The sequence below is a fragment of the Leptolyngbya sp. PL-A3 genome, from assembly GCF_039962325.1.
Classification (GTDB): domain Bacteria; phylum Cyanobacteriota; class Cyanobacteriia; order Elainellales; family Elainellaceae; genus Vacuolonema.
The window spans coordinates 57,177-71,586 of the sequence record NZ_JAMPLB010000037.1 but is presented as its reverse complement, the minus strand read 5'-3'; the positions used below and the strand labels follow the sequence as shown (position 1 = coordinate 71,586).

General features: G+C 52.1%; 8 protein-coding genes. 4 read left to right on the top strand and 4 right to left on the bottom strand.

The features are described 5' to 3' along the window. Nucleotides 1-192 precede the first annotated feature (192 nt). The gene (locus tag NDI52_RS23165; protein ID WP_242035935.1) at nt 193-1,494 is read left to right on the top strand and encodes a PrsW family intramembrane metalloprotease; all 1,302 of its coding nucleotides are present in this window, start codon (nt 193-195) and stop codon (nt 1,492-1,494) included. A gap of 249 nt (nt 1,495-1,743) precedes the next feature. Here NDI52_RS23165 and NDI52_RS23160 read toward each other — a convergent pair whose 3' ends face one another. The 4 genes from NDI52_RS23160 to NDI52_RS23145 form a co-directional block, all read right to left on the bottom strand. Next, nucleotides 1,744-4,230, bottom strand: coding sequence for a hybrid sensor histidine kinase/response regulator (locus tag NDI52_RS23160; protein WP_190775540.1), 2,487 nt, complete (start codon nt 4,228-4,230; stop codon nt 1,744-1,746). Continuing rightward, on the bottom strand, nt 4,227-5,642 hold the full coding sequence (locus tag NDI52_RS23155) for an ABC transporter substrate-binding protein (RefSeq protein ID WP_190775539.1): 1,416 nt from the start codon (nt 5,640-5,642) through the stop codon (nt 4,227-4,229). The genes NDI52_RS23160 and NDI52_RS23155 overlap by 4 nt, the downstream gene beginning before the upstream one ends. Then, entirely contained in the window at nt 5,617-8,928 is a 3,312-nt protein-coding gene (locus NDI52_RS23150; RefSeq protein ID WP_190775538.1) for a PAS domain S-box protein, read from the bottom strand. The genes NDI52_RS23155 and NDI52_RS23150 overlap by 26 nt, the downstream gene beginning before the upstream one ends. A gap of 298 nt (nt 8,929-9,226) precedes the next feature. Then, nucleotides 9,227-10,141, bottom strand: a complete 915-nt coding sequence (locus tag NDI52_RS23145) for a LysR substrate-binding domain-containing protein (RefSeq protein ID WP_190775537.1) — start codon at nt 10,139-10,141, stop codon at nt 9,227-9,229. 235 nt (nt 10,142-10,376) lie between these two features. Here NDI52_RS23145 and NDI52_RS23140 point away from each other — a divergent pair, with 235 nt between their 5' ends. The 3 genes from NDI52_RS23140 to NDI52_RS23130 all read left to right on the top strand — a co-directional run bounded on the left by NDI52_RS23140 (nt 10,377) and on the right by NDI52_RS23130 (nt 14,356). Continuing rightward, on the top strand, nt 10,377-11,231 hold the full coding sequence (locus tag NDI52_RS23140) for a DMT family transporter (RefSeq protein ID WP_190775536.1): 855 nt from the start codon (nt 10,377-10,379) through the stop codon (nt 11,229-11,231). 252 nt (nt 11,232-11,483) lie between these two features. Further along, the gene (locus NDI52_RS23135; protein ID WP_190775535.1) at nt 11,484-12,551 is read left to right on the top strand and encodes a ring-opening amidohydrolase; all 1,068 of its coding nucleotides are present in this window, start codon (nt 11,484-11,486) and stop codon (nt 12,549-12,551) included. A 467-nt stretch (nt 12,552-13,018) separates the two neighbouring features. Continuing rightward, the gene (locus NDI52_RS23130; RefSeq protein WP_190775534.1) at nt 13,019-14,356 is read left to right on the top strand and encodes an ATP-binding protein; all 1,338 of its coding nucleotides are present in this window, start codon (nt 13,019-13,021) and stop codon (nt 14,354-14,356) included. Nucleotides 14,357-14,410 lie beyond the last annotated feature (54 nt).

The window sequence follows — 14,410 nt, the reverse complement described above, 5'->3', positions numbered from 1 at the left end:
TGGCTCAAACGTGGGTGTTAAACGTTCAGCTTTTAGAATAGAAGCCTGAAAGCCAGTGATAACAGGGATGATAGAAAATATTAAGAAGCTCTCAAATGACCTTTAGAGGGCTGATCTCTCGTACCTCACCCAATTGAAAAGGTTTATCAAAGGTAGCACCTAAGCCCCTGTGGGCTTGCCGGATTATCGTGAATGAACGAAAATACTGGGCAACTTTTGGGTACGATCGCCCTTTCTATGACCGAAACCTCTTTAACCCCCATCAATCGGCTAATGCTGGGCTCACCCCTGAGCCGTCGCCGTAACGCCATCATTCTGGTCAGCATTCTGTTGGCCATCCTCACCTTTGCCACGGTACAACTGCTGGCTATCTTCACCTCCCTCAAACCAGATGCCGCTCTGATATTTTTGACGGCCTTGGCAACGACTGCGCTGCTGTCCGTGGTGCCGGTCGCGATTCTGTGGTACCTCGATCGGCGGGAGCGGGAGTCACCCTGGGCGATCGCCGTGGCTCTGCTCTGGGGTGGCATTATCGCCACCGGATTGTCGGCTCCCATCAACGGCCAGATTATTAATCAGCTTGCCGGGTGGGTGTCGGAAAACCCGATGATTCAGGAGACCCTTGGCCCTCAGGCTGCTTTGTTAATTGGTGCGCCTATTGCAGGCCCACTGGTTGAGGAAACCATCAAAGGCATTGGTATTCTGGCATTACTGATTTTCCTCAATGCCGAGTTTGATAACATGCGCGATGGCTTTATCTATGGAGCCTTGGTGGGGATTGGGTTTAACTGGTTAGAGTCAGCGCTATACGTGGCCCAAACCTATGCTGAATATGGCTTTGCTCCCTGGGGTCTACAACTGGGGGCGCGGTTTGCTCTGTTTGGCCTGAGTGGGCATACGCTCTACAGTGGCATTTTGGGAATTTTTCTGGGTCTGATGCTGCAAACCACCCGAAACTGGGTGGGCTGGTTGGCAATTTTCCTCGGGTGGTTTCTGGCTGTGCTGGCCCATGCTGTGAACAATAGCTTGGGGCTGGTGTTTGCGATCGCCTCTCGTGCCGCTGGAGCTCCGACCCCGACCGGTGGCCCACCTCCCAACCCTGGTTTTTTAGAAACCTGGTTTCAAAAAAGTATTCTTGACCTGATTATGTACGCGCCGTTTATCCTGCTGCTGATCGTCATGCTGTGGCGCAGCGGTGTGTGGGAACGACGGGTTATTCGCGAAGAACTGTTGGATGAGGTCGGACAGGCGGTTACTCCTGAAGAGTATGAAGCTATTCGGCGCGATCGCATGTTCCAGAGCCGTCGAATTCCTTTTCTCAATAAACGCATCTCTGACCAGTTGGTCAAAGCCCAGCATGAGTTGGCATTTCGCAAACGTCGGGTGCGTAAGCTGGGGCTTGATTTGGAGACAGACCCACTCGTCCTGGGCTGGCGGCATGAGGCTCAGCGGTTGCGAGCGATGAGTTCCGATGGCGATCGCCCTATTGTCTAGCGCCAGCAGTTCTCATTATGAGCTTCAAAGCCAAGATTGCGCGCCCGACGGGCGCGCAATCTTGGCTTTGAAGCCCGAAAACCGCTTGCCGAAGGCAAGCGGCGGGCCCAATTCCATACTGAGAATTGCTGGTCTAGCGGCACATGGCTTCTCCAGAGACCGTCTTGATGAAATTGTGTAAAACCATAGCGTAATGGCTTTCCCTGCCAAGTAAAAGAATAGGTTGAGGCTTTGCCCCAACCTATTCTTTTACTTGGCCGTTTGGGTCAGCATAACGATGTCCTCAAACTGGAAGCGATCAACCAGTTGAGTGAGCGTTTGTGCTAACTCGGCATGTTCTGGTGGAATTTGCTGTACCAGTTGTAGAACTTGTTTAGCGTTGACCTTAGTAGCCGCCTGTCGCAGTTCTTCAATCCAGTTAGAGGGCATGGTGTCGAGGGTAATCGGTTCTGCTGCAACCGCGTCTTGAGGAGCGGCGACAGGTTCTGCAACGGTTGGTTCCCCATACACATATTGAACGCCCAGATGCTCTGCCAGCTTCTCGAAAATCTGGTGTACCTGGAAGGGTTTGCGCACAAAGTCATCGCAACCGGCTGCCAGGATGACGGAGCGGGCTTCTTCGAAGGCGCTGGCAGTGAGGGCGATGATTTTGGTGGGGGTGGTAAGTTTTTGGGCTGCTTCCTGGGTGCGGATTTGACGAGTCGCTTCATAGCCGTCCATGATGGGCATTCGCATATCCATCCAGATCAGGTGTGGGTGCCAGGTTTGCCAGAGGGCGATCGCCTCCTTCCCATTTTCTGCTTCTTGCAGCTCAAACCCCATGGGTACCAACAAATTGAGCAATAACTGGCGGTTCTCCCAGCGGTCTTCCACAATCAGGAGGCGGTATTTGGGCTGGTTGGGGGCGAGGGCAACGACGGGGGGAAGCGATCGCACTTCAACCACCTCTGCTGCATCAACCAACTGTACTGGAGTGGTAAAGGCGAACAAACTGCCGCGACCTGGTACGCTACTCACACGAATATCGCCGCCCATCCATTGCACAAATTTCTGGCTAATGGGTAACCCTAATCCAGTGCCCTGCCGGGATGTTCGCCCGGTTTCTGTCTGGGCGAAGGGCTCAAACAAGTATTTGATTTCATGATTGGCAATGCCGGGGCCGCTGTCCTCAATCTCGAAGAGTAAGGTGTCGATAGGAGGATCGAGGCTAACGGGGTTTGGGGCTCTTCGCACTCGCACGGCCACATAGCCTGTTTCTGTGAATTTGATGGCATTACCAATCAAATTCATCAACACCTGTCTCAACTTTCCCTCGTCGGTTTTAATGTGTTGTGGTACATTAGGCGCACATTCAAACCTCAGGTTCAGTTTTTTCGATCGCGCTTTCAGTTGAAACATTTCCTCAAGGGTGATCAGAAGCTGTCCTAAATTAAAGCTGTCTTCATTCAAAGCGACCTGCCCTGCTTCGATTTTTGACATCTCTAAGACATCATTAATTAAAGTCAACAGGTGTTCACCACTCCGGTTAATGATATTCAACTGATCTCGTTGGACGGCATTGATACTAGTATCCCGAGTCATGAGTTGTGTGAAGCCCAGAATTGCGTTTAAGGGTGTTCGCAGTTCATGACTCATATTGGCTAAAAATTCGCTTTTAGCCCGGTTTGCCGCATTGGCTTCTTCGGCTTTTTGTTCCAGTTGTTGACTGTAGCGTTCCAGTTGTTCTCGTGACTCCTGTAACTGCCGCGCCAGCCAACGTACCCCAACCGCAAGGCCCGCTACAGACACCAGCCCTACTAAAATGATTGTCCCGGCCAGTTGGCGGGCAGGAGCAAAGGCTTCTTCCTGCTGCATTTCGACCAGTAAGGCAATGTCCTGGTCATTCAGCCAGCGATATACGCCAATGACGGGCACTTGGGCATAGTTTTGGTATAATCCTGAGCCACTCAAACCCTGCATCGCCGTATCGATACCCCGGCTGCTAACTCCGCCCTTAAATTGTTGCCCTGGGGTCGATTCCTTCGAAATAAAACTGAACTCGTTCACCAGCGACCCAACCATATAGCTTTCGCCACTTTCCCCTAAACCCGTCCGTTCCCGAACGATTTGATCAACCTGATTGAGATTCAGGGTGGCGAGAATTGCACCCTGGCGCTTTCCGGTTTGATCATTGAGGGGAGCTGCGAAGGTCACGGTGGGTTTGCCTGAGGTCAGCGAGACGTAAAAGATGGGGGCAAAGCGATCGCCCGATGCTACTTCCTTCAAATACGTCACACTGGCCAGATTCGTGTACTGCCCCTTGCGGGCTAAATTGCTGGAAACTACAATGCGGTTGGTGCGATCCAGCACAAAGATTTCCGACAGATTCGGTTTAATTCGGACAACACCCTGGAGGTAATTACCCAGGGCAATCTCAGCAGATTGTCGGGTTTCGGGAGAGGGCGGATTGATCAGAACTTTAAGGTTGGACTGGATATCGGGAAACTGAGTGATCAGGAAAAAGTCTCGTTGTTGGTCCTCAAACCAGCGGGTGATTTCTTCCTCCTTTAGAGTGGCTGCGACGTTAAGCCGATTAAAAGCAGCCTGCTTCAAGGCATCCCTGGCCCGCAGAAAGGCCACCCCACCCACAATGCCCACTGTTAACAACGACAGCAATAGGAAGGTGCTGGCGACGCGAGTGGTGATATTGCGGGGGCTATCGCCGTTTGGGATGGCCGATTTTAGCGGTTTGATCATGTCCACTCATTAAAGATCTTTTGAACTTCAGCGATCGCATCCTCAGCCGCTTTTTCCGGAGCGACTCCATCCGCCACAATCCGGTGAATCGCCTTGCCCCAAACGTTCTCCTTCGTCACCACACTGTAAGCGGGGTGGTACACCGACGGGAAGGGGCGAGTGTTGGGCGAGGTCAGCACCTTGGCTCCAGCCGCAATGTGGGGGTCATTGGGGTTTGTCCAGTAGGGGTCATCCCAGAGGGGTTTGGCGATGGGCATATTCCGCAGTCCCGCTGCCTTCAGGTAGTTATTAATGGTGGCGGGCTGGACGAAGTCGGTGAGGAATTGTTTGGCGATCGCCTCATGACGTGAGCCCTTGAAAATCACGGCCTGCTTAATCGTCAGAATGTTCCGCATGGGCTTGCCGTTGGGCTTCGAGGGGAAACTCATCGTACCCAACTTGTTCTGATACACCTCCGGATCTTGCCGTGCCGTGGCTGGAATGGTCAGCGATGTGTTTGGGGTCATAGCCACCTGACGATTGAGAAAAACCGTGTTGTTATCAGGGTTAAGCCAGTTCACCGTGTCGGGTGGTACTACTCCATCTTTGAAGAATTGCGTGTACCACTTCAGGCTGTTCAAAATCCCCTCTTGCACTGCTGGATCGCTAATTTTTAGCTCTCCATCAGGGGTTAAAATCTGCACATCATAGGCCTCCAACACCTGCTCAAACAGGTAATACGTATCTCCGGCTTTGTCGGAGAAGGAGAAGCCCAATCCGTAGGTTTTGGGGTCTTGAGGCAGTTTCGCTCCCAGTTCCTTCCAAAAATTCCAAAATCCATCCCAGTCTTGAGGAATGTCGGCATCGGTGTAACCGGCTTGCTTCACCATATCCCGCCAGTAGGAAATAAAATTGCTGGATTGGGAAAACGGAACAGCGTAGTAGCTGCGCTTCTTCTCCGCATTGTTGTAGAACTGCACAGCCTCCATGATGGAGTCAGGATAGAGCGATCGCACCGTCTCCACCACATCGGTGACATCGACCAACTTGCCTTCCCATCCGAGTCTGGGGTACAGTCCCCGCTCGGCATTGTGGCTCATCACAATATCGGGCGGGTTGCCGGATTGCAAAGCGCGCTCGGTTTTCTGTGGAAAGTCATCGGTGGTATGGAAAATTAATTCCACGGGATTTCCTGTTTTCTTCCCCCAGTCGGCAACAACGGCCTGCAATGCCTCATCCTCTTCCAGGTTGAAACCCTTTTCCCACCAGATGGTCAGGGGGGCATCTGCCGTGGAGGGTGAGGCTTGAGGCGTTACCTCAACCTGTTGGGCTTGGGTGCAAGCAATGACGATGAAACTCAAAAGACTGGCTAAAAGGAATTTATAGGGCTTCTTGACAACGAAATGTTTAATGATCGGATGAATAATTTGCATGGGAACCTTGCGTCAGCTTGAGAATGTCTTCAAAGCGGAAGTGCTCGATTAAATACGTGAGTTGTTGGGTCAAGTCCTGATAATCGGCTGGAATTTCCTGAATGAGAGTGCGAATTTTTTTGGCATTGACCTGTAGGGCGGCCTGATGGAGTTGTTCGATCCAGGCAAGGGGCATGGTCGTGAGAAGGGTTGTGGCGAGGGTGGGGGATGGCGCGAGTACGTGGAGGGCGTTGTCTGGGATATCGTTAGGGCTGGCATAGGTGTAATGAACTCCGAGATATTGGGTCAGTTTTTCAAAAATGATGGCGGCGGTAACGGGTTTACGGACGAAATCATCACAGCCATGGGCAATCGCCACCTGCCGCTCTTCCTCAAAGGCGCTGCCAGTGAGGGCAATGATGGTGGTTGGGCGATCGCACCCCTGCACGGCCTCCAAACCCCGAATTTGACGAGTCGCCTCGTACCCATCCATCACAGGCATGCGGATATCCATCCAGATCAGGTGGGGATGCCAGTGCTGCCAGTGGGCGATCGCCTCTTCCCCCTGAGTTACGGCCTGCACCTCAAACCCAACTGAGGTGAGTAACTCCACTAAAAATTGACGGTTGTGGTTCTTGTCCTCAGCCACCAGGATGCGATAGGCCGGTTGGTCTGGAGCCAACCCCTGAACCCATTGGCTCAGACTTTGCAATTCGCGTGTGGCGGCTGCAACCGCATGCATGGCTACCTCAAAGGCAAAGACTGACCCTTTCCCCAGTTGGCTCTGAACCGTGATCTCCCCCCCCATCAGCCGGACAAAGCGCTGACTGATAGCTAAACCCAAGCCAGTTCCCTCCTGGCTTTCCTGCCCAGCATGGCTTTGCATAAAGGGGTCAAACAGGCGCGGGAAGTCTTCGGTCGGGATGCCAATACCCGTGTCTTCGATGGTGAAGCGCAGCGTAATAGGATGGGGTGGACGAGTGGAATCGTCTGCCCCTGTACCTATCCAGCCATTGACTTCAACATGCAGGGTAACTTGACCCCGAGAGGTGAATTTGATGGCGTTGGTGAGAAGATTCATCAGGATTTGCAGCAGTTTGCCGCGATCGCCCCGGATATAAGGGGGAACGTTGGGCGATCGCTCAAACTTCAGTTGCAGCCCTTTCGCGCTGGATTTGAGATATAGCATGGCGTAGAGCCAGTCCAGCAGGTGATATAAATCGAAGTCAGTTTCGTTGAGAGTGAGTTGACCCGCCTCGATTTTTGACATTTCCAGCACATCATTGATCAGCGCCAGCAGGTGTTCACCGCTGCGGTTAATGGTGTCGAGGTAGGTGAGTTGTTGGGATGAGACATGACCCCGCAGAAGCAATTGGGTGAAGCCGAGAATCACGTTGAGCGGGGTGCGCAACTCGTGGCTCATGTGAGAAAGAAACTGGCTCTTCGCCCGGTTGGCTATTTCTGCTGCTTCCAGGGCTCTACGGAGGGCTTCTTCACCCTGTTTACGCTGAATACCCAGGGCAATTTCATGGGCGATCGCCCCCATCGCCTCCAGACTGGCTGGCTGTAGAGGATACTTCGCAAACACGGCCATCACCCCAACCACCTGCTCCTCCACAATCAGGGGGTATCCTGCAAAGGCAACCACTCCTTCCCGTTCTACCCAGGCTTTGTCAGAGGTCCGGGGATCTTGCAGCAAGTCATTGGTCATATAGGGTTGGCGGCTGGTTGCAATGTACCCAATTTTGGTACTGCTTGAGACGATGCGGCTGTGATTCCCATCCAGGTAGCAATACAAGCCAGCGCTGGCCTGTAGCTCTAACAGACCCGTTTGTTCATGTCTAGTCCAGATACGGGCAAAAGCGACATCCAAATGCTGGAACAGTGCTTCGGCACAGCTTCCCAAAATCTCTTGAAGAGTGCTTCCCTGGGTTAATGCTAGACCGACATCGGCGGTTAGCATGGCAAGCCGTGTGCGTTCTTGCAGAGCCGCTTCAGCCTGCTTATGTTCGGTAATGTCTTCGACCAACCCCGAAGTCAAAACGGTATGGCCCTGAGCATCACGAATTGCTGAAACGGTCAGTCGAACCCAAATGATTTGTTTATCTTTGCGAATGTAACGCTTTTCCATCTGATAAGCGTCAATCCGACCGGCTAGTAATTCACGATACTGTTCTAAATCTAAGATCAAATCATCAGGGTGAGTATAGTCATAGAAGCTGAGCGCATACATTTCTTCTTCTGTGTATCCTAATAACTTCATGCATGCTGGGTTGTATGCAATAACAGTTCCATCCGGTTTGATTAACCCAATTCCCACAGCCGAATTTTGAAAGACTAATCGGAATAAAATTTCTCGTTCCTGTAAAGCGGCCTCTGCATGTTTATGGGCGCTAATATCTTCAATAATTGCGAGGTTATATTGCACCTGGCCCTGGCGATCGCGCACTGCCGAGACATTTAACCGCCCCCAGACTACCTGCCCATCCTTACGGATATAACGTTTTTCAAGCTGATACCCATCCTGCTTACCCGCCATCATTTCCTGCGTCAGCGCCACATCCCGCGCCACATCCTCGGGATAGGTAACATCTATGTAATGCATATTTCTGAGTTCAGCAGCACTGTAACCCAAGAAGTTTTGGTAAGCCCGATTGGCGTCCAGCAAAGTACCGTCAGGGTGAGAAGTGACAATGGCGATCGCCGCATTTTCTACAATCATTCGCAAGCGGCCTTCACTCTGGCGCAAACGGAAGCCGGTGTGCTCCCGCTCACTCCAGAGCACGATTGCTGCGATCGCCGACTGCAATAGCTCAAGCTCCGCCGTTTCCCAGAAATACTCAGACCCACACTGATCCAGCCCGAGGCATCCCCATAGCCCTCCGTCCAACTGCACGGGCACGTAGAGTAATGCATTGATCTGTAGCTGTTCTAAGTATTGTGCGACAGGTAATGTACCGGGTTGAAAATTTAATGGGTGCCCCTGTTCTAGCTGATCGATGCCCGCAGGAAAGCACGCTTCTAGGGGTTCCATGTCACCCTGGCGCGGGGAGATACCGGGAGCGCACCACTGGGCCCAAAGCCTCGGAATGCGACCGGCTTTACCGTTCCCCTGCAGATCGCCCTGACGCTGGTACTCATACAGATAGGCTCGACTGGCCCCACTCACCTTCCCTAAAACCTTCAGAAGCTCAGGGAACGGGTTGCTGTCTTTGGTCGCCAGCAAAATTTGTTGCACTTCCAGGAGTGCAGTGAGGTAGCGTTCCCGTTGAGGTGGCTGGGGCGGAGTGTCCTCGGTTAGGGACATGGACCATCGAACTAAACCCTACAGCCTTTGAATACCATAGAGGATTTCAGAAGATGGCAATTCGTTATGAGAATTATCGTTTTGAATGCGGCTGACGCATCAAACGATCATGTGCCAAACGTATGGTGAAAGGGGCACTTCGTGCCCCTTTCACCATACCCATGCATACGTCTATAGCGCTGTGCACGTTGATTAAGTACGGTGGTGTGGGGCACGAAGTGCCCCACACCACCGTTGCTGTACTTAACGCACTTGCACATTGCTATAGAAGACTATAATTCTCATCTTGAAATCAACCCTACCCAGCAATGCCTTCGTATTGCCGATGATGCTTGAGTAAATCTAAAAACGCATAGGCCGCTGGAGTGAGCAAAGCATCCGACAAAGTCGCCACACTAATCATCCGCGATAGAGGAACCGGCAGACTGTAGACTTTTACGTCTGCTGGAATCGGTTCTGCCGCCAGTCGGGGGCTGATAGCCGCTCCAATGCCCCGGGCCACCATATTCACAATCGTGGCATCCGAGCGAATTTTATAGGTGGCTTCTAAGCTGATGCCATGGTGGGCGCAGTGAGCGTAAACCATCGCATCACATCCATCTCCATCGGGGGCCATAATCAGCGGGTAACGGGTAACATCGCTCCAATCGAGCCGTCGGTTTGTTAGCTCAAAGCCGGGTGGCAGTAGAACGACGAACTCATCTCGCATCAGCTCCCAGGTTTCAAATTCGCTACCTGTTGGTAGATAGGTAATGCCAATGTCGGCACGGCCCTGACGCAAATCGGTTTCTACGTCGGGGCGATCGTCATATTCGGCAATGCGAATGGCGATCGCTGGATACCGCTGACAGAACTGTGCGATTACATCTGGCAAAATATGGGTTGCTGCACTGCGAAAGGCCGAAATCCTCAACTGGCCACCATCCAACCCTTTCGCTAGGTTTGCCTGGTTCACAATGTCATTCATCAAATACATCACCTGGCGCGCGCGCTCAACGACCTGCTGGCCTACAGGAGTGACATGGGCTCCATAGCGACCGCGTGAGAGTAGGACAACTCCCAGATCATCTTCCAGGGTGGCGATCGCATAACTCACCGCCGACTGCGACACTTGCAACCGTAATGCGGCTTCGCTGAAGCTACCGGAATCAGCGACAGCAATTAACACCTGAAGTTGTGACAACTTCAATGGGTTCAGGCGATGGTCATTCACAGCAATGCCTCCCAGAATGTCAAAACCATGCCAGGCCGCGGGCAAATGATCTATCGAATTCCTTGATGGACGTGATGCACTTCTCCTTTTGTTGGTATTGATACAATCCTTCACGATAAACAAACACTGCACTCACCCTTCCATTGAATCGATTATCCCAAAGTGGAATGGCCTTCGCCATGAGGCCCTTCTCTTGGTTTGGGAACCTTAGAACAACAATCTGGGCTGCACTACTATGCTCACACTGAGCCAAAAACCGTATTACCAGGGGCTACTGCTGCTGCTGCTCACCACCATTATCTGGGGAACGTCTTTCCCCTTGCTTAAAGGAATACTGGCAGATTTGTCTCCAGCCGCCATTATTGCTATGCGGTTTTCCTTAGCTGCGATCGCCGTTCTCCCCGGTTTGCGGCAGGTTAATCCGTCCCTGCTGCGAGATGGCATCTTGTTGGGCACGATTTACTTTGCCGAGTGCGCGCTCTCATTGGTTGCCCTGGAAGTCATTCCAGCCAGCCGCTCAGCCTTTATTATCGGTCTGAATGCATTTTTAGTTCCTCTCTTTGGTTTGCTATTAGGACGGCGACCGCCAAGCCATGTGCTGGGGGCTGCGGCGGTGGCGGTGGCGGGTGTTGGCATGTTGTCCTGGGAAGGAGGTGGCTTCAATTGGGGAGATGTGGTAACCCTGGGATGCGCGGTAGCGATAGCTGTTTATATTCTGTTGTTAGAACGGATTGCGCCGCGTCATGCAACCTTACCTCTGGTAGCTGTGCAGCTCACGGTGATGGCGGTGCTGGGCACGCTTTGGGCACTGCCCCAACTCCTGACACAGATGGATGCGATCGCCCACCACTTCGGCACGCTTCTATACACTGGGTTGGTCATTACAGCCACGCCTATTTGGACGCAAGCCTTGGCCCAACGTTGGGTTCCCTCCTACGAAGCTGCCCTGATCTACACATTAGAACCCGTGTTTGCCACGCTCTTTGCCTTCTTGATGTTGGGCGAGGCATTAGGTCCCCGAGGGCTTCTAGGGGGCGCTTTGGTCATTGCCGCAACTCTCTGGAGCCAACGCAAACCCGATGTCAATTAATCAGGGCTGACTGCATCTTGCACTCAAACCTAGAATGCTTAAAGAAGCATACTATGCAGTGGTGGAGCGTAACGTGCCACATCACTGCATAGTATGCTTCTTTAATCGGGGATCGTATAACAATACTCTGGACAGTTTTTCTGAAACTTGATTTTGCGTGCGCGAAGCGCACGCAAAATCAAGTTTCAGAAAAACTGTCCGAACTAATGATATAAGCTGTGTGGCTAAAATCCATACGAGAAGGAACGAGGAATGAAAGTTGATGTCTTTAAAGTCCCTCAGAATGCACCGGATGACCTGACAGAGTTAATTGCACTGATCCAAAATCAAACATTGGATCCACAAAATATCGTTGCCATTATGGGTAAAACGGAAGGGAACGGTTGTGTGAATGACTTTACCCGTGGGTTTGCCGTAGCAACGTTGAAATCGTATTTGCGATCGCACATAACCAATGAACAACTTAACCGCATCGTGTTTGTGATGTCGGGTGGAACGGAAGGGGTTTTAAGTCCACATTTGACCATCTTTACGCGGCAACAAGAGGGGTTAACGGGTGAGCCGCATCCCGGCTTAGCATTAGGGATTCACCACACACGTGATTTCTTAGTAGATGAGATTGGTACGCTGGCGATGGTGCGGGAGGTGGCTGATGGGGTGAGGGGGGCGATCGCCGATGCCGGTCTTTCCCCTGCCGATGTTCACTTTGTGCAAATCAAATGCCCTTTGATCACAGCCTCACGTCAGACCGAAGGGCAATCCCCCATCACTCAAGACAGCTACAAATCGATGGCTTACTCCCGTGGAGCTTCGGCGTTGGGTGTGGCTCTGGCCCTGGGAGAAATCAATGCCGATCAGCTCACGGAGGCAGATATTTGCCACAACTACCAGCTTTACTCATCAGTAGCTTCAACGTCGGCCGGAGTCGAACTCCGCAACTGCGAAATTCTGGTGTTGGGTAATTCTCCTGCAAGCCATAGCGATTATGTCATTGGCCATAGTGTCATGACCCATGCCTTAGATACGGCTGCGGTCAAACAGGCTATCCCCCAACACTTAAGCGACGAGCAGGGTTCAGATGTGGCCAGCGTCTTCACCGTACTGGCGAAAGCCGAAGCGGCTCCATCAGGAGAAATCTTGGGATGCCGTCACACCATGTTGGATGACTCTGACATTAGCCATACTCGTATGGCTCGGGCTGTTGTAGGAGCCGTTGTCGCCTCTGTGGTACAAGATCCCATGATTTATATTTCTGGAGGTAGCGAGCACCAAGGCCCCCCTGGAGGTGGTCCCATCGCAGTCATTTGTAAACGGAATTGAGCCTGTAGGGTGTTGAGATGGATGGCAGCACGAAGTGATCCTGCTAGTAGGCTGCGGCCTAAGTTCGCAACCTATGTTTTTGTGTAGGGTGCGAAGCACCCTACACAAAAACATAGGTGATGGATTTCCGCCTCAGCGTACTAGCCATCTCAACATAAGGTTTAAAGAAAAAGCTGTAGCTTAACGGTGGAAGCGATGGGCAGCCTTACGAACGCTCCCCAGTGCCGCAAGTCACCCATCACCATTCTCTATGGTATAGCAGTAGCTACAATGCGAAAAAAACTGACATTTACTTGTGATCGATATTTTTTCTAAACCCCCTGATTTTGGCCATACAAAGCGCATGCAGAATCAAGGGTTACAGGAAAAATGTTCAGAGTCGTGCCCATAATAAATTGTTTTGGGATTTGTCCTCTAACTCGGCTCACATTCTAAAACACCTTTAATTGATTGAGTGCAACGGAGTTATGGAGTTACACTTGCTTCGCCAGGTTCAGACTTTGCAACAGCAGATGGCCTCTCTGGTGCTATATCAGAGTGTCGGCTTGGAGCTACCTGGGCGCACATTTTTAGCCTTATTACAGACGTTAGGCAGCGGTGGTAACGGCAGAGATGGGTCTCACCTGGATGTGCTACGAGCTTATGGCGTCTGGTTTAGTGCCCTGGCCGATCGCCAGCAAACCTGGTCGGCTTACGTGCTAGAGCAGCTCTTGACAAACGACAATCCCTTTACACGGCAAGCCCAAAAGGCTCTAACAGATTTGCCAGCTTCTCTCACCCATGCAGCTCAGCACGATTTGCGGCTACTCCAGAGTCTGTATCGAGTAACGGGGCCTCAGGTGGCTGAGTGGGTACAAAATGCTGCAGGCCTACCGACGGCACCCCCAATTTGGGATCCGGTTTCGGGAGAGGGGAGTCACTCGGAGCAGGCGATCGCCACCCAACTTCTGCAACATGCAGACTGGGGCAATGCCATTGAAGACCTGATCACCTACCATCAGCGGGTAGGGGTCGGGCAGTTTGTCCGCTATCGAGCTTTCCGCTGGCAGGGGGGAGACTTGTTTGGTATTGCCCATCCTGATCCGATTTCCCTGGAAGCATTGGTCGGCTATGACCTGCCTCGCCAGATGTTACTTCAGAATACAGAAGCCCTGCTGGCGGGTTACCCTGCCCTGCATGTCTTGCTGTATGGCAGTCGTGGTTCGGGCAAGTCCTCTATGGTTAAGGCTCTGCTAAATCAATATGGCGATCGCGGCCTTCGTCTTGTAGAAGTATCCCGTTCTGAACTGAGAGACTTAGTAACCATTGTGGATTGCCTGCGAGAGCAGCCCCAGAAGTTTATTGTTTTTGTAGACGATTTGTCATTTGAAGAGGATGACGATGCATTTAAGGCTCTCAAAGTCGTGTTGGAGGGTAACGCCACTGCTCGGCCTCAAAACATCGTGGTGTATGCTACGTCCAATCGTCGGCACTTGATTCGGGAGTTTATGGGCGATCGCCCCCGGCCTAGCGATGCCGACGAGGTGCATGCCTGGGATACGGTGCAAGAAAAATTATCGTTCAGCGATCGATTTGGCCTCACTCTTACCTTTGAACCCGCCAACCAGGACACTTATCTGGCTATTGTGCGTCATCTCGCTCAACGTTCAGGAGTTACTCTTGAGGCAAAAGAGCTGGAGTTTCGGGCATTGCAGTGGGCTACACGCCATAACGGGCGATCGGGGCGTACAGCCCGACAGTTCGTCGACTTCCTCCAGGCCGAATTGGCTATTCAGTCGGGAGGTGCTGCACCCTTGTTACGCTAAATCCTATGGGCGTGTCTTACTAGAGGAGAAAACTGATGAAAATTCCTATTATTC